Genomic DNA, 17,875 nt, shown 5'->3' with positions numbered 1-17,875 from the left:
CGCTCCGAGTTTCCCCTCCCGGGCTTCCCCTTCCGGCCCTCTTCGAGGCTCTCCCTCTGGACGCTTCTGGGCGGCCATCCTCGACACGCTTCTGAGCCATCCTCGACGAGGACGGGCTGTTACCAGCGCCCGGTTCGTGCCAAGAGAACGGCTGCTGCGGCGACGCCTGCCGTCGAGGTGCGCAACACTGTGGGGCCGAGCAGGGCTGGCGTCGCACCCGCCGCCCGAAATTTCGCGATTTCGTCGTCGGTGATGCCGCCCTCCGGGCCGACCACGAGGACGATGTCGCCCTTCTCCGGCAGATCCACGCGGCTCAACGGCTCCGCCGCCTCCTCGTGCAGGACGACGGCCAGGGCGGCGTCCGCGAGCAAGGCGGCGACCCGGGTGGTGCTCGCCTGGTCGGCGATCTCCGGCAGATGAAAGCGGCGCGCCTGCTTGGCGGCCTCCCGCGCGGTCGAACGCCACCGCGCCAGTGATTTCTCACCGCGCTCACCCTTCCACTGGGTGACACAGCGCCCGGCCGCCCACGGGACGATCTCGTCCACCCCGGCCTCGGTCATCGTCTCCACCGCCAGCTCGCCCCGGTCGCCTTTGGGCAGGCCCTGCACGACGACCAGCCGCGGCTCGGGCGCGGGCACGTCGTAGCGGCGCAGCACGTCCAGGTCGAGGGCGTCCTTGCGCGCCGCCGCGACCACGCATTCGGCCACGGCGCCCGCGCCGTCGGTCAGGTCGACGCGTTCGCCCGCGCGCAGGCGCCGTACCGACGCGGCATGGCGCCCTTCCGTGCCGTCGAGCAGGATGCGCGAGCGGGCGCCCAGGTCGTGCAGGAACACGGGCACAGTCATGACCATCACCCCCGCAATCGTGTTTCAGCGGCCGTTGAACGCGTCCTTCAGGCGGGAGAAGAAGCCCTGCTGGCCGGGGGTGAACTTGCCGGGCGGGCGTTCCTCGTTGCGCAGCCGGGACAGCTCCCGGAGCAGTTCCTCCTGCTGGGCGTCGAGTTTGAGCGGCGTCTCCACGTTGACGTGGATCAGCAGGTCGCCGCGGCCGGTCTCGTTGAGGCGCTGCACGCCCCGGCCGTACAGCGGGATGACCTGGCCGGACTGGGTGCCCGGGCGGACGTCGATCTCCTCGGTGCCGTCCAGGGTCTCCATGCTGAGCGAGGTGCCCAGGGCGGCGGCGGTCATCGGGATCTGCACCGTGCAGTGCAGGTCGTCGCCGCGCCGCTCGAAGATGGCGTGCGGCCGCTCGACGATCTCCAGGAACAGGTCTCCGGGCGGCCCGCCGCCCGGCCCGATCTCGCCTTCCCCGGCCAGCTGGATGTGGGTGCCGTCCTCCACGCCCGCCGGGATCCTGACCTTGATCGTACGGCGGGTGCGCACGCGCCCGTCGCCCGAGCACTCCTGGCACGGATGCCGGATCACGCTGCCATACCCGCCGCACTGGGGGCACGGCCGCGAGGTCATGACCTGCCCCAGGAACGAGCGTGTCACCTGCGAGACCTCACCCCGGCCGTGGCACATGTCGCACGTGTCGGGATGGGTTCCGGCGGCCGCGCCGGAGCCCTGGCAGACCTCGCACAGCACGGCGGTGTCGACCACCAGCTCGCGGGTGGTGCCGAAGCCCGACTCGGCCAGGTCCAGTTCGACCCGGATGGTGGCGTTGCGCCCGCGGCGGGCCCGGGAACGGGGGCCGCGGGAGGCGGAAGCCGTACCGAAAAAGGCGTCCATGATGTCGCTGAAGGGGAAGCCCTGGCCGAAGCCGCCGGCGCCCGCGCCACCGCCGCCGCCGAACGGGTCGCCGCCCAGATCGTGCATCTGGCGCTTCTGCGGATCCGACAGGACCTCGTAGGCCTGCGTGATCTCCTTGAACCGCTCCTGCGTCTGCGGATCGGGGTTGACGTCCGGATGGAGCTCGCGCGCCAGCCGCCGGTAGGCTTTCTTGATCTCGTCCTGGCTGGCGTCCCGGCGCACCCCGAGGGTCGCGTAATAGTCCTTGGCCACTTATGACCCCGCCAGGATCTGGCCGACATAACGCGCCACGGCGCGCACCGCACCCATCGTCACCGGATAGTCCATTCGCGTCGGGCCCAGCACTCCGAGCCGGGCCAGTTCCTTGTCGCCCGCACCGTATCCCGCGGCGACGAACGATGTGCCGCGCAGCCCCGTGTACGGATTCTCCGAGCCGATCCGGACGGTCAGCTCGGACAGGTCGCCGGTCTCGCCCAGCAGGCGCATCAGCACGACCTGTTCCTCCAAAGCCTCCAGCACGTCGCGGAGGCCCACGCTGAAGTCGGCCGCCGCGAGGTTGGCCGCCCCGGCGAAGACGATCTTCTCTTCATGCCGCTCGACCAGTGTTTCCAGGATCACCGACAGCAGCGTGACCGCGACGGGGCGGTCCTCCGCCGACAGCCGGTCGGGCAGGTCGGCCACCCTGTCCGGCACGTTGGACAGGCCGCAGCCGTCCAGCGAGGCGTTCAGCACCGCCCGCAGGTGGGCCACCCGATCGTCGCCGATCGCGTCGGGCAGGTCGACCACCCGCTGCTCGACCCGGCCGGTGTTGGTGATCAGCACCAGCATGACCCGGCGGTCGGCCAGCGGAACGATCTCCACATGCCGGACCGTGGATCTGGTCAGCGACGGATACTGCACCACCGCGACCTGCCTGGTGAGCTGCGCCAGCAGCCGCACGGTGCGGGTCACGATCTCGTCCAGGTCGATGGCGCCGGCCAGGAACGTCTCGATCGCCCGGCGCTCGGCCCCGGTCAGCGGTTTCACCTGGGACAGCCGGTCCACGAACAGCCGGTAACCCTTGTCGGTGGGCACCCGCCCGGCGCTCGTGTGCGGCTGGTGAATGTAGCCTTGCTCCTCCAGAGCGGCCATATCGTTACGAATGGTGGCGGGCGAGACACCCAGGTTGTGGCGATCGGCCAGCGCCTTGGAGCCCACCGGCTCGTTGGTGGACACATAGTCCTCGACGATGGCGCGTAGCACCGCCAGCTTCCGGTCGTCAACCACGTGCTCACCTCCCCTGGCACTCGATTGTCCCGAGTGCCAAGTGTACGGCCAGCGCCTCCACGGTGCGATAACAGCAGCCGGGCAAGAAGACCAAGTCGACTGCAAACGTCCCACAAGTGGGAACCCCCACACTTTGGTGTTATGAGTTCTCCCTACAGTCAAAATTACGGCCAGCAGAACTACGGCCAGTACGGCGCTCCGCCGCCCCCGTATGCCGCCCCGCGGCCCCCGATCCGGCCCCGGGTGCTGTGGATCGTGCTTTCCTGGGTCCTGTTCCTGGTCTTACTCGTCGTGGGTATCGCCGGATTCGCCGGATCCATCTTCTCCACTATCAACGACGCCGCGCCGACGACGACCCTCTCCAGCGGGGAGACCGTCACGGTCCAGCTCAACCCGGCCGACAAGCCCGCGATCTGGGCCGCCGCCAACCAGGCCACCGATGTCGAGTGCCAGGTACAGGGCGCCGACCCCAGCCAGAAGCCAACCCTGACCCAGCCGACCGTTTCACAAAATTTGACGGTGAATGGCGACAATTGGGAGCTGCTCTTCAAGGTGGGCGTTCCGGCCGCCGGGCAGTACCAGGTCAACTGCGTCGGCGAGGGCGTCAAGTTCGGCGTCGGCAAGGAACTGGCATCCGGGGAGGCCGCCGCGGCCGTGGGCGGCGGCTTGGCGATGCTCGCGCTGCCCATCCTCGGGTTCCTGTTCGCGGTGGTGGTGACCATCGTGGTGCTGGTCAAGCGCAGCGGCGCCCGCAAGCGGCAGTTGATGTACTAGTTTTCTCGGCATGTACGAGCGGGACGTGCTCTCCGAAGACTGGCGACGGCCACTGCGGGGCAAGATCCCGCAGATCCCCGCGGAACTCGACCTGGTCGTCGAGGACGCGGACGGGGGGTTCTGCGGGGCCGTGGTGGCCTGCGACAAGGAGGCCGTCACGCTGGAGGACCGGCACGGGCGGCGGCGGCTCTTTCCGCTCGCCCCCGCCGCGTTCCTGCTGGACGGCAAGCCGGTGACGCTGGTGCGGCCGTCCGGCTCCTCAGGCCCGCGGCGCAGTGCGTCCGGGTCGATCGCGGTCGAGGGGCTGCGGGCCCGGGTCGCGCGGGAGAGCCGGATCTACGTCGAGGGCGTGCACGACGCCTCGCTGGTCGAGAAGATCTGGGGGCACGATCTGCGGGTGGAGGGGGTGGTGGTCGAATACCTGGAAGGAGTCGACCACCTGCCGGAGATCGTCGCGGAGTTCGGCCCGGAACCCGGGCGGCGGCTCGGGGTTCTGGTCGATCATCTGGTGCCGGGGTCCAAGGAGAGCCGCATCGCCGCTCAGGTCGCGGGGCCCGATGTACTGGTCGTGGGGCATCCGTATGTGGACATCTGGCAGGCGGTCAAGCCGTCCGTGGCCGGGATCGCGGCGTGGCCGGTCGTGCCGCGTGGGGTGCCGTGGAAGGAAGGCGTCATCGCCGCTCTCGGCTGGCGACGCGATCCGGCGGAAGCCTGGCGTCACATTCTTGGACGGGTGTCGACATATGCGGATTTGGAGCCGGAGTTGCTGGCTCGCGTCGAAGAATTGATCGACTTCGTCACGGTCCAGGATCTCAGCTGACTCAGGTCAGGTCCCGGATGAGGGCGTCCGCCAGCAGGCGGCCGGGGAGGGTGAGGACGGCCTTGCCCGCTTTGAAGGCGTCGACCTCCAATAGGCCATCTGCCAGTGCCTGGGCCAGGGCGGGCCGTACCCCGGGGGTGAAGTCGGCGAGCGGGAACCCGGACGAGAGGCGGAGTTCGAGCATGACGCGTTCGATCGCGCGGTCGTCGGGGGTGAGGATCTCGCGGGCGTGGGCCGGGGATTTGCGGGCGGCCAGGCGGGAGGCGTACGCGGCGGGGTGCTTGACGTTCCACCAGCGGGTGCCGCCGACGTGGCTGTGCGCGCCGGGGCCGACGCCCCACCAGTCGCCGCCCGTCCAGTAGAGCAGGTTGTGACGGCATTGCCCGGCTGCTGAGGTCGCCCAGTTGGAGACCTCGTACCAGCCGTACCCGGCTTTGGACAGCAGCTCGTCGGCGATGAGGTAGCGGTCGGCGGCCACGTCGTCGTCGGGCATCGGCAGTTCGCCCCGGCGGATGCGCGCGGCCAGCTTGGTCCCGTCCTCGACGATCAGCGAATACGCGGACACATGATCGGGCCCGGCCTCGATCGCCGCCTCCAGCGACGCCCGCCAGTCGTCGTCGCTCTCCCCCGGCGTGCTGTAGATCAGATCCAGGTTGACGTGCCCGAACCCGGCCTCCTTGGCCTCCTGTACGGCGTGCGCCGCCCGCCCCGGCGTGTGCCGCCGATCGAGCACCCGCAGCACGTGCTCCCGCGCGCTCTGCATCCCGAAGCTCACCCGGGTGAACCCGCCCGCCCGCAGCGTCTCCAGCGAACGCGGCCCGACCGACTCCGGATTGGCCTCCGTGGTGACCTCGGCCCCGGCCGTGAGCCCGAACTCCGCGTCGATCACCCGCAATATCCGGACAAGGTCGTCGGCGGCCAGCAGTGTGGGCGTGCCGCCGCCGAAGAAGACGGTCTGCACCGGAAGCGCGGTGTCGCCGAGCACGCGGCGCGCCAGCCGTACCTCGTCGATCGCGGTGTCCGCGTAGTCCTGGTGGGACGCGCCCGGCCCCAGCTCGGCGGCCGTGTAGGTGTTGAAGTCGCAGTACCCGCAGCGGGTCACGCAGAACGGGATGTGCACATAGAACCCGAACGGCCGCTCCCCGAGCGTCGCGAGCGCGCCGCCCGGCAGCTCGCCGGATTCCGGCACGAGATCGCCATCAGGCAGCACGGAAGGCATTCCCCCAGTCTGCCGCGCCCGCCTCCCTGCTCAGACCACTGAGCGTCATTGACGCGGCGGTCAGGGGATTCTATGATCCCAGAAACTTAAAGGAAACTTTCCTATAAGTTTCTCCTTTCACCAGCGGAGACACCTGTGACGAGACTTCTTCGCCCTCTCCTCGCCGCCGCCGTCGCCGGCCTCTTAGGGGTGGCGCTCGCACCCCCGGCGCAGGCGCAGACGCGTACACACGATTCCCAGTTCAAGCGGGTGGCCTACTTCATCCAGTGGGGCATCTACGGACGGAACTTCCACGTCAAGGACGTGGACACCAGCGGCGCCGCCGCCAAGCTCACCCACATCAACTACGCGTTCGGCTTCGTCAACCAGCAAGGTGACTGCTACTCGGCCGACCCGTGGGCCGACTGGCAGCGCGGCGTGCCCGCCGAGCAGAGCGTGGACGGTGTCGCCGACGACGGCACCGGCGTGCTGCAGGGCAACATGAACCAGCTCAAGAAGCTGAAGGCCAAGTATCCCAAGCTCAAGGTCCTGATCTCGCTGGGCGGCTGGACGGGCTCCGCGTACTTCTCCGACGCCGTCCTCACCCCCGCTGGGCGCTCCAAGCTGGCCGCCTCCTGCATCGACCTGTGGCTCAAGGGCAACCTGCCCGGCTCGGCCCCCGGCGCGGGCGCGGGCGTCTTCGACGGCATCGACCTCGACTGGGAGTGGCCCAGCTCGGACGGCAACGCCGGCAACGTGATCCGCCCCGAGGACAAGCAGAACTTCACCCTCTTCCTGGCCGAACTCCGCCGCCAGATGAAGGCCTACGACCGCAAGGACGAGCTCACCGCCTTCCTCCCGGCCGCCGCCGCGAAGATCGACTCCGGTTTCGAGGTCCAGAAGGTCTTCAGCTACCTCGACTTCGCCACCATCCAGGGGTACGACCTGCACGGCTCCTGGGAGCTCCAGACCGGCCACAACGGCAACCTGTTCACCGACAGGAAAGACCCGAACCCGGTCAAGTACAGCGTGGACCAGACCGTCCGCGACTACATCTCCCGCGGCGCCCCCAAGCGCAAGATCGTGGTGGGCATCCCCGCGTACGGCCAGGGCTGGACCGGCGTGACCGCGGGCGGCAACGGCCTCTGGAAGCCCGCCACGGGCCCCGCGCCCGGCAAGTGGGCACCCGGCACCGAAGACTACAAGGACCTGGTCAACAAGCCCGGCAAGCGCTACCGCGACCTGCTCACCGGCACCCTCTGGCTCTACGACGGCAACGAGTTCTGGTCCTACGACGATCCGGCCGTCATCCTCGAAAAGGCGGCCTACATCCGCCTCAAGGGCCTCGGCGGCTCCATGATGTGGTCCATCGACCAGGACGACAACAAGGCCTCCCTAACCAAGGCCCTCTACACCGTCCTCCGCTAACCCCCACGGTTCCGGGCGGTCGACAAGGCCGCCCAAGACCCTATGCAATCGACGCGCCCGGCCGGGTTCCTCGGCCGGGCGCGTCCACGTCAGCTGGGCTTCCCCCCGGTGGCAAAGCCACGCGGGGGTTGGCCCGCAGCATCGGTCTCCACTTCATGAGGGGGTCTTGCGCATTAACTCTATCTAGATAGATATTAGAGTCATGGCACGCGTACGACGACCCTCCCCGCAGACCGCGGCTGTGCTCAGCGCCCTCGCCGAGACAGGCGCGGACTGGAGCCACGGCTACGACCTGTGCCGCGCCCTCGGTCTGAAGGCAGGCACGGTCTACCCGATCCTCATCCGCCTCACCGAGCGCGGGCAGGTGGAGACCTGCTGGGAGGCCGACCCGCCGCGCGGGCGGCCGGCCCGGCATCTGTACCGGCTCACCACCGCGGGCGCCGAACTCGCGCGCACCGTTGCCGCGTCGGAGCGGGCCCGCGAAGGCGCACCCGCCCCGGACGCGGCCCGGCTCACGCCCAGAACCACCTGACCGCGACCCCTCGACCCTGGCCCCCCTGCTGTTCGGAGACCTTCGATGCTCCAACTCCTCCTCTTCCTGGTGGTGCTCGCACCGGCGCCCCTGCTCGCGATCGTGGTGCTCACGGTCCGGCTGCGTGACGCCGTACGCCAGGGTGGTGCGGGCGCTCTCGCCGCCCGCACCCGCGCCGCGTCGCGGGACAGCATCGGACGCCCCGTGTGGCCGGGACTGATCGCTGTCGCCGCTGCCGCCGGGGTGCTCACAGCCGGCCTGGAGCGCGCGTATCTCGCCACAGTCACGTACGGCCCGCGTTGGGGCTTCGACATGGCGCTGCTGGCCATAATGCTCGGATTGCTCGCGGCGGTCGGGTGCGCCGCACTCGCCGGCCTGGCCGCGGCCGCCGTGGCCCGTGCCCGCGGCTTCGGGGCCGGTACCGTCGCCGGGCTGCTCACCCTCGTCGCCGTAGCCGTCGGCACCGCGTCCGCGCATCTGCCGCTGCGCGCCGCCTACCTGGCGGAGCCCGACAGGTTCCCGATCGTCGCGAACCTCGCCGACGGCGACCTGCTGATACCGTTCGAGGTCTTCCTTGGCGCGCTGATCTGGGCACTGCCGTGGCCCGTCCTCGGAGCGGCGCTCGGCTCCCGCACCGAGACCGCGGGCCGTCGGCACGGGGTACGCGACGTCTGGCAGCTCCTGCTCGACCTGGCCACCGCCGACCTGCCCGAGAGCCGGTCCGCGTGGGGTGCCGCGCTGCGGTCCGAGCTCGCGGCGATCGACCCACCGGCCGAGCGCCGCGGGTTCGCCCTCGGCGGGGTGTGGACCGCGCTGCGGTACGGGCAACCGCCCGGCGCGTGGGCACGGGCCGCCGGGGTGGCGGTCGTCGTGGCGGCTGGGTCGTTCGCCGCCTCGCGCTGGTCGCTGGAGCACGGCCGGGGCGGCGTGCTCGGCTTCTGGATGGCCGTCCCCAGCGTCCTGCTGCTCGCCGTCGCGCTCACCACGGCCTGGCGCAACCGATCCTTCGGCTCAGGGCTGCGCGCCGGAGCCCTGGCCGGGCTCGCCGCCCTGGTGGCGGTGCTCGCCGTCGGCATTCCCGAGGCCGTGGTCTGGGCAAATGAGCAGGCCGGTTACCTGAGCACCGGCGACGCCGTGCCGCCGACGTGGCAATCGGCGGTCCTCGACGTCCTGCGTCCGGAATTCCTCGTCGGCATGATCGCCTTCTGGACGATGGGTGCGGTCGGCGGCGCGGCCCTCGGCACGGCACTCGGACGCCTGCGCGCCGACAACCCCCACCACGCCACGACCAAGGCCCGCTGACGCCGATCTACAGCTCAGCTCCGGCAGCCCAAGCGGCAGCGGCTTCGCAGCCGGGGACGTGCCGACGCCTGGGCCCAGATCTCTGCCAGAAGGGCTTCCGTCCTCAATGCATGGTCAGCCACCGCGGGAGCGTCCGATCCCTTGGCACGCCCGCGATTGGTCGCGGCCGAGCCCTCTTTACAGGCGTCGGCGCCCGTAGCGTTCGGGCAGGTCACGCCACGGCGACCCGGTGCGCTTGATCCCGCAGATCGCGTTGACGACTTTGCCGGTGGTCACTGACCGCCACGAGCGGGCTGCGCCGGAAGCAGCGGCTCCAGAGCAACCCGCTCGGCGTTGTTCAAGGGTGGGTCAGCACGTGAACTGGAGGATGGAGAGGTCGCCTGCGGGGTGGACGGCGGTGAGGGTGAGGCCGGCGGTGTTGGCGAGGGTGGTCAGTTGGGTTGTGGTGCGTTCCTTGCCGGCCATGTAGACGAGGACGCGGAGGTCCATGCCGGTGCGGAGGGATTCGCCGTCGGCGCCTATTTTCTCGATGACGAAGACGGAGGCGTCAGGAGTGGCGGCTTCGGCGCAGCGGCGGAGGATGGCGATGGCGGAGGGGTCGTCCCAGTCGTGGATGACGGCCGAGAGGAGGTAGCCGTCGAGGCCCTTGGGGAGAGGGTCGAAGAAGCTGCCGCCGATGGTGTCGGCCCGGTCGGTCAGGGCTGCCCGGGTGAGGGTTTCGTGGGCGGCCGCCGCGGTGTCCGGCTGGTCGAAGACGGTGCCCCGGAGGGTGGGGTAGGCGTCGAGGATGGCGGTGAGCAGGGTGCCGTTGCCGCCGCCGACGTCCATGATGTGGGTGAGCGAGCCCCAGTCGAATCCCGCCACGACGTGCGGAGCGTCGCCGGAGACGTCCACGCCCATCTGGATGTCGTATTCGGCCAGGCGGGTGGGGTCGGCGGCGACGTCCTCCCAGAAGGGGCGGCCGTATTGGCGGGCGAAGGACGGCTCTCCGGTGCGGATGCTGTGCAGCAGGTGGATGAAGGCGAGATCGGCCCGCCCGATCATGCTCGTCACGTCCAGCATCGGGCGCAGCCCTTCGGGATGGTCGTCGCGAAGGGTCTCCCCGCCCGGGGTCAAGGCGTAATGGTCTTGGTCGCGGGTCAGGATGCGAGCGGTGACGAGATGAAGAAGCAGACGCTCCAGCGCATCCTGGTCGGTGTCCGTGACTTTGGCGAGCTCGGCGGCGGTCGTGATGTCCTGCGTGATGTGGTCGGCGATCCGCAGCGTGGCCGCCACCCGGATGGCCATCGGAGTCACGATGTCAGCCTGAATCCACACGTTGGGGGCGTCGTCGCCCATGAGGATCTCCTTCACGATCTTCAGCAAAGAGCAAGGACTCTAACCAAAGCTCCTCCACCACCTCCACTCAATTAGCCCCACGTGCTAAAGCTTCTCGACCTTGACCGGGGCCTAGCAGCGCAAGCCGCGACAAGATCACCCACATCGAAGTTCACCGCCCACCGCATCGGCGAGGAGACGGCCAAACCGGGCGTGCTGGTCTCCGAGGTGGACCGGGCCGTCAACGACTATCTGGCCGGGCAGGGCCTGCCCACCACGCCGTACGCCATGGGCCACGGCGTCGGGCTGCGCGCCTGCGAGCTGCCCACGATCTACCGCCCTGGACTGATGGACCGCGACCAGCGCATCGTGGAGGGCAGCGTCATCTCCCTGGAACCCGAGACCGGGCTCCATCTACGGCACCGAGGTAGGCGTACTGCGGGCCGCGTGCCGCCGCGCCGACGCGGCGCTGGTCACCGGGCTGGCCGAACGCGCGCTCCGCCGTGTACGACTCGGCCCTCGCCATCGGACCCGACGGCCGCGTCGCTGGGGTCTACCGCAAGACGCACCTGTTCGGCGACGAGGCGGATGCCTTCGCCGCCGGGCGGGAACTGGTCCCGATCGAGGTCGGCGGCACCAGTCTGGGCGTGTTGATCTGCTTCGACGTCGAGTTCCCCGAGCCCGCGCGCACGCTCGCGCTGCGCGGCGCCGAACTGCTGGTCACGGTGGCGGCCAACATGGAGCCATACTTCGCCGACCACGAGCTGGCCTCCCGGGCCCGCGCCCTGGACAACCGGCTCCCACACGTCTACGTCAACGCGGTGGGCAGGGCCGGTGCCCTGACCTTGGTCGGAGGGTCCCGCGCCGTCGGCCCCGACGGCGCCGTCCTAGCCGAGGCCGGCGGGGAGGAGGCGGTACTCGTCTGCGAAGTCCCGGTACGTCGCCCGGTGCCACCGCAGCTCGACTACCTGCGGCTGCGCCGCGACGACGGCATCTACTGATGGGAAACCCGCTCAACAGCCTGCCACCCCACTGTCATGCCTGGTCAGGACCGCAGTGGCAGTACATTTAGCAACTTTCCATTAGTACGACAGGTCCTGATCCGTGGCGCGCTCGCTGCTCGCCCGGATCCTCAGCTCGGCTGGGATCAGGACGGGGCCCGTCAGGCCGCCCGACTCGACGCGGTCGATCAGCATGGCCGCCGCCCGGCCCATCGCGGCGGGGTTCAGGTCCACGGCGGTGATCGGGATCGGCGCGCCGGCGATGGACGCGCTGTCGGCGAGGCTGGCGATCAGGCACCGCCCGGGAACGGCGATCCCGGCTGCCCGCGCAGCGGTGGACACGCCCTTGGCAAGGCTGTCCAGCGTGGCCAAGATCGCGTCCGGAGGGTCGGTGGCGAACAGCTCGGCGGCGGCCGTACGTGCCGCCTCCTCGGACAGCCCTCCGGACACGATGACCACGCGAGGCTCGGTGCCGTGTCGGCCACACCACCGCCGGTACGCCGCGACGGCGGCGGCGGTGTAGGAGGCGTCGGTGACGCTGGAGATGAGCGCCGGCCTGCGAGCCCGCTGCGCGGCGAAGTGGTCGAGCACCTCTGCGACCAGCGTGGGGATGTCGTTGTCCACGTACTCCTGGTGGCCGCCGAGCCGGCCGACGGTCACCAGGGGCAGGCGCTCCGCCTCCGCCCTGCGTACGAGGTGGTCATCCGCGACCGGGTCGACCACGACGACGCCGTCGCACGGCACCCGTGAGGAGTCGCGCGACACCGTCAGCGGCGTCATCGCCAGGGCGTAGCCGCGCGCGAAGGCATGCTCGGAGGCGCCGCTCATGACCCGGATGAAGAACTCGATGTTCCAGCTCGTCGCGTCGTCGGTGTCAGGCGTGCAGATCGACATCAGCAAGATCCCAGTACGGGCGGCGCGCAGGTTCTTGGCCGCCGTGCTCGCCCGGTAGCCGAGCCGCTCGGCGATGCGCAGCACACGCTCGCGGGTCTCGGCCGGCAGTCGCCCCTTGCCGGTCAGCGAGTCCGACACCGTCGTCACCGACACGTTCGCCGCGACCGCGATCCTTGATGGTGATCCGCTTGCCCACGACCCTCACCCTCAGCTGTGACGTAACGTTTCTGCAGCACCCGGCGCGACTCTACACCCACCGACGGCCGGTATCGGCTCGCCCTCGAGGTACGGTCGACCAGCCCGTCTAGCGCAGGCACGCCAGCCAGCGGCCGTGCGCGGCCCAGCAGTCTGCCTCCGGGAATCCGCCAGCCTGGGCAACGCGCCGGATGTCGTTCGCCGAAACGGTCGCCCAGCCGAACCACTCCCCGACCGCCGCGCCGCCCCGGCGTAGCCGGACGCGGTCGACCCGGCTTCTCGTCCCCGGCGGCGCGAGCTCGGCCACGACCGTGCCGCCCGGCCGGACCAGCTGCCTGACCCGGCGCAGCAGCGTCTCGGGATTGCCACCGATGCCGATGTTTCCATCGGCCAGCAGCGCCGTCGCCCACCGGCCGCTGCCTGGTACATCGTCGAAGACGTCCCGGAGCAGGGCGAAACCCCCGGCTCGGCGGGTCAGGTAGACGGCGCGTGGTGTGATGTCGATGCCGAGTGCGTGGATTCCGCGCCGGGTCAGCGCGGCCGTGAGGCGTCCGGGTCCGGAGCCGATGTCCAGAGTCGGGCTGGAACATCGGCTCAGGAGCTCCTCGTCGCCGTCGATGGGCTCGAACCAGCGTGCGGTCTCCAGCGCGACGCGGGCGCCGTCCACGTACTCGATCTCGGCGGTTTCTCCGGCGAGCGCGTCGGCGTAGATCTGTCCCATCATCGGCCGAGTTCTCTCATCGCGGCGGCGAAACAGGTCTCAGGCGCCTGGGCGGCCACCGCGATGGCGTCCGCCGCGGTGTCGACGTCGGTCAGCTCGGGCAGGTGGTGGACCGCCAGCCCGGCCCGCTCCAGCCGGTCGAGTTGGAGCTTGCCGGTCTCCGGGTGGGACATGGGCACGCCCACCAGCAGCGTGGGATCCGGCTCTCGAAGGCCGAGCAGCCAGAAGCCGCCGTCGGCGGCCGGGCCGTACACGGCGTCGTGACGCTCCAGCGCCTCGGCCGCGGCACCGAGCAGGGCGGGGGTGACCTGCGGGGTGTCCATGCCGATCAGCACGACGGGGTCCGGCCGGAGCCGGTGGGCGTCCGCGAACGCCGCCGCCAGGCGCTCGTCCAGGCCCGCGCCGCGCTGCGGGATCACCACGAATCCCTCGGTCAGCCAGCTGCCCGGCAGTCCGTCCAGTGCCAGCACCCGCTGGGTCGCCGGCGTCGCGGCGACGGCGCGCAGGCTGTCCTGGAGCGCGGCCTGGGCGAGGGCGGCCGCCTGGGCCGGGCTGAACGGCGGGGTCAGCCGGGTCTTGACCCGCCCGGGCACCGGCTCTTTAGCGATGATCACGATCTGGGGGGTGGGATCGACGGTATTCAGAGCGTTCAATCCTTACGTGACGGGACAGCAGGTGATCCGCCACCGCGAGCAAGGCGATGGCGGCAAAGGTTCATTGGCGTGCTCCTGCCTGCCGGGGCTGTCGCACGACCCAGCCGATCAGCGCGGCCAGCGCGGCGAGGGCGTAGAGCGGGGTCGCGGGACTGTCCTTCATCGCCGGGCCGACGGCATAGGCGATCGCGCCCGCCAAGGCCACACCCAGCCACTCCCACGCTCCGTCCATGGCGGCCAGCGCGACGACCAGCAGCGCGTACCAGGAGTACCCGGGCGTGAACAGCAGCAGCAACCATCCGCTGACCATCAGTGCCCCCTGCCAGGGCCGATCGGCGTCGCCGTACCGCAGGACGTAAAAGACGACCAGGGCGAGTAGCAGGATCGCGGCGTAGGGCGCCCACGAGTCCGGCATGAGCAGCCGAAGAACCGCGTAGCGGTTGCCGTCCGCGGGTGTTCCGTACTGCTCCTCTTGGAGGTAGCCCGGTAGGTAGCCCAGCACCGGGGCTCGCGAGGCCAACACGTACGGCAGGTATGTCAAGGCCACGACCAGCGTGGCGGGCACGGCGATCGCGAGAATGCGCCGCCAGGCCACTCCGTTCGCCAGGACTCCGGAGAGCGCGCCGGGCAGCGCGGTGGCGGGCAACAGCTTGGCCGCCACCGCGGCGCCGAGCAACACCCCGCGGGAGCGCACGGCGCCGAAGGCGAGCACCACCAGCAGCACGCCGAGCATGTCGACGTGCGCGTTGTTCACGGCCTCCACCGGCACGGCAGGGCACCACGCCCAGTACGCCGCCCGGCGGGCGCCAGCCAGCCGGCACAGTGCCAGCAGCGTCAGGACGGTCATGGCCCAGCCGCCGAACTGGAGGGCCTTGTGCCGGGAACCCTCCGGCGCCAGCCAGTGGACCAGCAGAAAGTACCCCTGCGCGACCGGCGGGTAGATCGTGGGCACAGTGGGCCGGTTGATCCGGGTGCAACCTCCCTCGGGCAGGGGCCACAGGTCGCGCGCCTCGCAGCCGGACGGGAAGAGCCAATCGTCACGCAGCAGCACGAGCGCCGGATCGGCCGGTGGGTGGTCGTACGGCGAGATGCCCGCGGCCTGCACCCGGCCGTCCCACGCGTACCGGAAGGAGTCGGTGCTGGAGTTCGGCGGCGCCGCCAGCCCGATCCCGGCCAGCATGATCCCACCGGCGACGACTAGCGCATCCATCCGGCGCTCCGGCGCTCGCCGGGCCAGCCACAGCGACGCCGCGAACAGCCCCCAGGCCAGCAGATACCAGCCCAGGCGAGGCGGCTCCCTCACCATTCTGAACACGACGGCCGCCAGAGCCAGGAGTGCCGCGCTGAGGTAGATCGTGGTTCGGCTCACGAGCGGAAGCCTCGCACTCCGGGCCCGGCGCGTGACCACGCCCGCCCAGGCCGTACGCACTCCGTAAGAAGCCTTACGAAGTGCGAACGTGGCTTCGGCGGAGCCACCGAGGCGGGTTACCGTCGGCGGCGTGAGAGTGATGGTCACCGGCTCGGCCGGCTTCATCGGCGGTCACGTGGTGGAAGTGCTGGAGGCGGCCGGTCATGACGTCGTCGGCCTGGATCTGCGGACCGGCGCGGACGTGCGCGACGCGGGGATCCTGGACCGGCTGCTGCCAGGCGTGGATCTCGTCGTGCACCAGGCCGCCAAGGTCGGTCTCGGCGTGGATGTCTCCGACCTGCCGGACTACGCCTCGGTCAACGTGTACGGCACGGCCGAGCTGCTGGCCGCCATGGCCAGGCATTCGATCGGGCGACTGGTACTGGCCTCGTCCATGGTGATCTACGGCGAAGGATGCTACGAGTGTGCCGAGCACGGCCAGGTCCGACCCGGTCCGCGTGCCGTGCCCGACCTGGAACAGGGCCGCTTCGACCCTCGCTGCCCTCGCTGCGGCGACGCGGTGCGCAGCACGGCCATCGGGGAGGACGCGCCGCCCGATCCGCGCAACGCGTACGCCAGCAGCAAGCTCGCCCAGGAACACCTGGCCGCCAACTGGGCCAGGGAGACCGGAGGGAGTGCGGCGGCGCTGAGGTATCACAACGTCTACGGGCCGCGCATGCCCCGCGACACCCCTTACGCCGGCGTGGCGGCCATCTTCCGCTCCGAGCTGGCGGCGGGCCGGGCGCCGAAGGTGTTCGAGGACGGCCGCCAGCTCCGCGATTTCGTGCACGTGCGCGACGTCGCCCGCGCCAATCTCGCGGCCGTGCACGCGACCCCTCGGCACGGTGAGCTCCGGGCCTGGAACATCGCCAGCGGCGCGCCGCGCAGCGTGGGCGAGATGGCCGGTGCGCTGGCCGCCGAGCGGGGCGGGCCGGATCCCCAGGTCACCGGTGACTACCGGCTGGGCGACGTGCGCCACATAGTCGCCTCTCCCGAGCGGGCCCGTCGTGAACTCGGTTTCCGGGCCGAGGTCGGCTTCGAGGCCGGCATGAAGGAGTTCGCCTGGTCATGATGGTCACCAAGGTCGAGGTGATTCTGCCCTGCCTGAACGAGGAGGCCGCGCTCGGGTGGGTGCTCGGGCGCATGCCCGCCGGTTACCGGCCGATCGTGGTCGACAACGGCTCCACCGACCGCTCGGCGGAAGTGGCCCGCGATCTCGGGGCGATGGTGGTGCACGAACCCGTACGGGGGTTCGGCGCCGCCTGCCACGCCGGACTGCTGGCCGCCTCCACCGAGCTGGTCTGCTTCATGGACGCCGACGCCTCACTCGACCCCGAACGGCTTCCCCTGGTGGCCGCTCCGGTGCTCGACGGGCGCAGCGACCTGGTGCTGGGACGGCGCGTCCCCCGCGCCGCGGGCGCATGGCCCTGGCACGCGCGGCTGGGCAACGCCGTACTGGCCGGCATCCTGCGCCGACGCACGGGCGCGCAACTGCACGACCTCGGTCCCATGCGCGTGGCCAGACGTTCCGCGTTGCTGGAGCTCGGGTTGACCGACCGCCGTTTCGGCTACCCGCTGGAGATGGTGCTGCGCGCCGCCGCGGCCGGTTGGCGGATCTCCGAGGTGGAGGTCGATTACCTGGCCCGGGCGGGGCGTTCCAAGGTGACCGGCACCCTGAGCGGCACATTGCGGGCGATCTCCGACATGCGGCGGGTCATGGCAGAGTTACGATGACCCGCGGTTCCGCGGGGCACGACCAGGGCAGGGAGATGCCTCGCGTCTCGCGTGGCCGCCCGGGTATCACTCCAGTAGGCGTTCCAAGCCGTTCCGGCCTGTTCCGAGATCGAACATTCACGCACCCGCCGTCACGACTGAGCTTCGAGCACCCGTGCCAGACCGCCGGGGTCTCTCCCGCTTCGCCGATGGGTTCTATCGCGTGATTTCGCCCTTGAGGACGCGTTCTGCCACCCGATCCCAGGCCGAGGAATGTCCGGGGAAGGACAAGATTCTGCGCATCAGATCTCGATTGCCGTAATAGGCGTGGAATGCCTCCGTGATCGTGACGCTGTCGTATGGCCGGGACAGGACCTCGATGTCGTCTCCGGCACCCAACTCCCCCAGTTCGACAACCCGGAAGTACGTCCCGGGACGCGCGGCGGCGGTGAACCGCTTGATCCAGCCTTGTTCATCGAGCCAGTTCCGGAACACCACACACGGAATACGCGGAGCAGTCACCTCAAGCACAGCCGTGCCCACCCGCCACCGCTCTCCCAGCACGGCCTGACCCAGATCGACACCCGACGTGGTCAGGTTCTCCCCGAACCTCCCATTCCGCAGCTCATGCCCCAACTGCGGCTCCCACCAGTCGTAATCCTCCCGCGCGTACGCATAGACAGCCTGATCAGGAGACCCGTGCGCCACCATGTCGGCCCGCTGATCCCCACCGAGCCCATTGACCATCACCGCGACCCGGCCCTCAACCGAACGTTTGTCGATCGCCGTCCGTTTCAGATTGCCCGCCCACTCAGCGTCGACCGCCCGCCCGACATTCACGGAGAGTATGTACATACGAAGACGCTACCGGCTCCACGACCGCACCAACCTCCCACCCACGT

At 70.3% G+C, this 17,875-nt stretch carries 18 protein-coding genes; 8 read left to right on the top strand and 10 right to left on the bottom strand.

The annotated features are described in order from the left end of the window. Nucleotides 1–119: 119 nt before the first annotated feature. The 3 genes from ABGB08_RS15650 to hrcA are packed head-to-tail and all read right to left on the bottom strand — an operon-like array spanning nt 120 to nt 3,017. Entirely contained in the window at nt 120–845 is a 726-nt protein-coding gene (locus ABGB08_RS15650; protein ID WP_347590791.1) for a 16S rRNA (uracil(1498)-N(3))-methyltransferase, read from the bottom strand. A 24-nt stretch (nt 846–869) separates the two neighbouring features. Continuing rightward, entirely contained in the window at nt 870–2,003 is a 1,134-nt protein-coding gene (dnaJ, locus tag ABGB08_RS15645) for a molecular chaperone DnaJ (protein ID WP_155352662.1), read from the bottom strand. Further along, nucleotides 2,004–3,017 (bottom strand): heat-inducible transcriptional repressor HrcA, encoded by a 1,014-nt coding sequence (hrcA, locus tag ABGB08_RS15640; protein WP_155352663.1) that lies wholly within the window; start codon nt 3,015–3,017, stop codon nt 2,004–2,006. A 141-nt stretch (nt 3,018–3,158) separates the two neighbouring features. Between hrcA and ABGB08_RS15635 the strand changes: the two genes are divergently transcribed. Together ABGB08_RS15635 and ABGB08_RS15630 are read left to right on the top strand one after the other, a co-directional pair. Beyond that, nucleotides 3,159–3,791: a hypothetical protein gene (locus ABGB08_RS15635; RefSeq protein WP_347590788.1), complete on the top strand. Its 633-nt coding sequence runs from the start codon at nt 3,159–3,161 to the stop codon at nt 3,789–3,791. Nucleotides 3,792–3,801: 10 nt separating this feature from the next. Continuing rightward, entirely contained in the window at nt 3,802–4,611 is an 810-nt protein-coding gene (locus ABGB08_RS15630) for a DUF3097 domain-containing protein (RefSeq protein WP_347590786.1), read from the top strand. Nucleotide 4,612: 1 nt separating this feature from the next. Here ABGB08_RS15630 and hemW read toward each other — a convergent pair whose 3' ends face one another. After that, complete coding sequence (gene hemW, locus ABGB08_RS15625) at nt 4,613–5,830, bottom strand: radical SAM family heme chaperone HemW (RefSeq protein WP_347590784.1); 1,218 nt, start codon at nt 5,828–5,830, stop codon at nt 4,613–4,615. 135 nt (nt 5,831–5,965) lie between these two features. Between hemW and ABGB08_RS15620 the strand changes: the two genes are divergently transcribed. From ABGB08_RS15620 to ABGB08_RS15610, 3 genes are all read left to right on the top strand, one after another. Next, nucleotides 5,966–7,237, top strand: a complete 1,272-nt coding sequence (locus ABGB08_RS15620; RefSeq protein ID WP_347590782.1) for a glycoside hydrolase family 18 protein — start codon at nt 5,966–5,968, stop codon at nt 7,235–7,237. A 202-nt stretch (nt 7,238–7,439) separates the two neighbouring features. Continuing rightward, nucleotides 7,440–7,769: a PadR family transcriptional regulator gene (locus ABGB08_RS15615; protein WP_347590780.1), complete on the top strand. Its 330-nt coding sequence runs from the start codon at nt 7,440–7,442 to the stop codon at nt 7,767–7,769. Between the two features lie 45 nt (nt 7,770–7,814). Continuing rightward, nucleotides 7,815–9,071, top strand: coding sequence for a hypothetical protein (locus ABGB08_RS15610; protein ID WP_347590778.1), 1,257 nt, complete (start codon nt 7,815–7,817; stop codon nt 9,069–9,071). 348 nt (nt 9,072–9,419) lie between these two features. On the opposite strand, the gene ABGB08_RS15605 is transcribed toward ABGB08_RS15610, so the two are convergent. Continuing rightward, complete coding sequence (locus tag ABGB08_RS15605) at nt 9,420–10,424, bottom strand: methyltransferase (protein ID WP_347590776.1); 1,005 nt, start codon at nt 10,422–10,424, stop codon at nt 9,420–9,422. A 467-nt stretch (nt 10,425–10,891) separates the two neighbouring features. Between ABGB08_RS15605 and ABGB08_RS15600 the strand changes: the two genes are divergently transcribed. Next, nucleotides 10,892–11,389, top strand: coding sequence for a nitrilase-related carbon-nitrogen hydrolase (locus ABGB08_RS15600; RefSeq protein ID WP_347590774.1), 498 nt, complete (start codon nt 10,892–10,894; stop codon nt 11,387–11,389). Between the two features lie 81 nt (nt 11,390–11,470). On the opposite strand, the gene ABGB08_RS15595 is transcribed toward ABGB08_RS15600, so the two are convergent. The 4 genes from ABGB08_RS15595 to ABGB08_RS15580 form a co-directional block, all read right to left on the bottom strand. Then, a complete protein-coding gene (locus ABGB08_RS15595; protein WP_347590829.1) occupies nt 11,471–12,454 on the bottom strand; it encodes a LacI family DNA-binding transcriptional regulator in 984 nt (327 codons plus the stop codon). Nucleotides 12,455–12,587: 133 nt separating this feature from the next. Further along, complete coding sequence (locus tag ABGB08_RS15590) at nt 12,588–13,202, bottom strand: methyltransferase domain-containing protein (protein WP_347590772.1); 615 nt, start codon at nt 13,200–13,202, stop codon at nt 12,588–12,590. Next, the gene (locus tag ABGB08_RS15585; protein ID WP_347590770.1) at nt 13,199–13,813 is read right to left on the bottom strand and encodes a TIGR04282 family arsenosugar biosynthesis glycosyltransferase; all 615 of its coding nucleotides are present in this window, start codon (nt 13,811–13,813) and stop codon (nt 13,199–13,201) included. Before ABGB08_RS15585 ends, ABGB08_RS15590 begins: the two co-directional genes overlap by 4 nt. Before the next feature lie 100 nt (nt 13,814–13,913). Next, nucleotides 13,914–15,221 (bottom strand): hypothetical protein, encoded by a 1,308-nt coding sequence (locus ABGB08_RS15580; RefSeq protein WP_347590768.1) that lies wholly within the window; start codon nt 15,219–15,221, stop codon nt 13,914–13,916. A gap of 130 nt (nt 15,222–15,351) precedes the next feature. Between ABGB08_RS15580 and ABGB08_RS15575 the strand changes: the two genes are divergently transcribed. Both ABGB08_RS15575 and ABGB08_RS15570 read left to right on the top strand, forming a co-directional pair. After that, the gene (locus ABGB08_RS15575) at nt 15,352–16,332 is read left to right on the top strand and encodes an NAD-dependent epimerase/dehydratase family protein (RefSeq protein WP_347590766.1); all 981 of its coding nucleotides are present in this window, start codon (nt 15,352–15,354) and stop codon (nt 16,330–16,332) included. Continuing rightward, nucleotides 16,329–16,994: a glycosyltransferase family 2 protein gene (locus ABGB08_RS15570; protein WP_347590764.1), complete on the top strand. Its 666-nt coding sequence runs from the start codon at nt 16,329–16,331 to the stop codon at nt 16,992–16,994. Before ABGB08_RS15575 ends, ABGB08_RS15570 begins: the two co-directional genes overlap by 4 nt. 195 nt (nt 16,995–17,189) lie before the next feature. On the opposite strand, the gene ABGB08_RS15565 is transcribed toward ABGB08_RS15570, so the two are convergent. Next, nucleotides 17,190–17,828: an MOSC domain-containing protein gene (locus ABGB08_RS15565; protein WP_347590762.1), complete on the bottom strand. Its 639-nt coding sequence runs from the start codon at nt 17,826–17,828 to the stop codon at nt 17,190–17,192. Between the last annotated feature and the right edge of the window lie 47 nt (nt 17,829–17,875).

The sequence above is a fragment of the Acrocarpospora sp. B8E8 genome (assembly GCF_039871605.1).
In the GTDB taxonomy this organism is placed as follows: domain Bacteria; phylum Actinomycetota; class Actinomycetes; order Streptosporangiales; family Streptosporangiaceae; genus Acrocarpospora; species Acrocarpospora macrocephala.
The sequence above is the reverse complement of the archived record's forward strand: the minus strand, read 5'-3'. Positions and strand labels throughout refer to the sequence as shown.

Excerpts from the sequence above, each read along its gene's own strand:
- ABGB08_RS15615 (WP_347590780.1), top strand. The coding sequence starts at position 7,440 with ATGGCACGCGTACGACGACCCTCCCCGCAGACCGCGGCTGTGCTCAGC.
- ABGB08_RS15635 (WP_347590788.1), top strand. The coding sequence starts at position 3,159 with ATGAGTTCTCCCTACAGTCAAAATTACGGCCAGCAGAACTACGGCCAG.
- ABGB08_RS15565 (WP_347590762.1), bottom strand. The coding sequence starts at position 17,828 with ATGTACATACTCTCCGTGAATGTCGGGCGGGCGGTCGACGCTGAGTGG.
- ABGB08_RS15630 (WP_347590786.1), top strand. The coding sequence starts at position 3,802 with ATGTACGAGCGGGACGTGCTCTCCGAAGACTGGCGACGGCCACTGCGG.
- ABGB08_RS15590 (WP_347590772.1), bottom strand. The coding sequence starts at position 13,202 with ATGATGGGACAGATCTACGCCGACGCGCTCGCCGGAGAAACCGCCGAG.
- ABGB08_RS15570 (WP_347590764.1), top strand. The coding sequence starts at position 16,329 with ATGATGGTCACCAAGGTCGAGGTGATTCTGCCCTGCCTGAACGAGGAG.
- ABGB08_RS15610 (WP_347590778.1), top strand. The coding sequence starts at position 7,815 with ATGCTCCAACTCCTCCTCTTCCTGGTGGTGCTCGCACCGGCGCCCCTG.
- ABGB08_RS15650 (WP_347590791.1), bottom strand. The coding sequence starts at position 845 with ATGACTGTGCCCGTGTTCCTGCACGACCTGGGCGCCCGCTCGCGCATC.
- hemW (WP_347590784.1), bottom strand. The coding sequence starts at position 5,830 with ATGCCTTCCGTGCTGCCTGATGGCGATCTCGTGCCGGAATCCGGCGAG.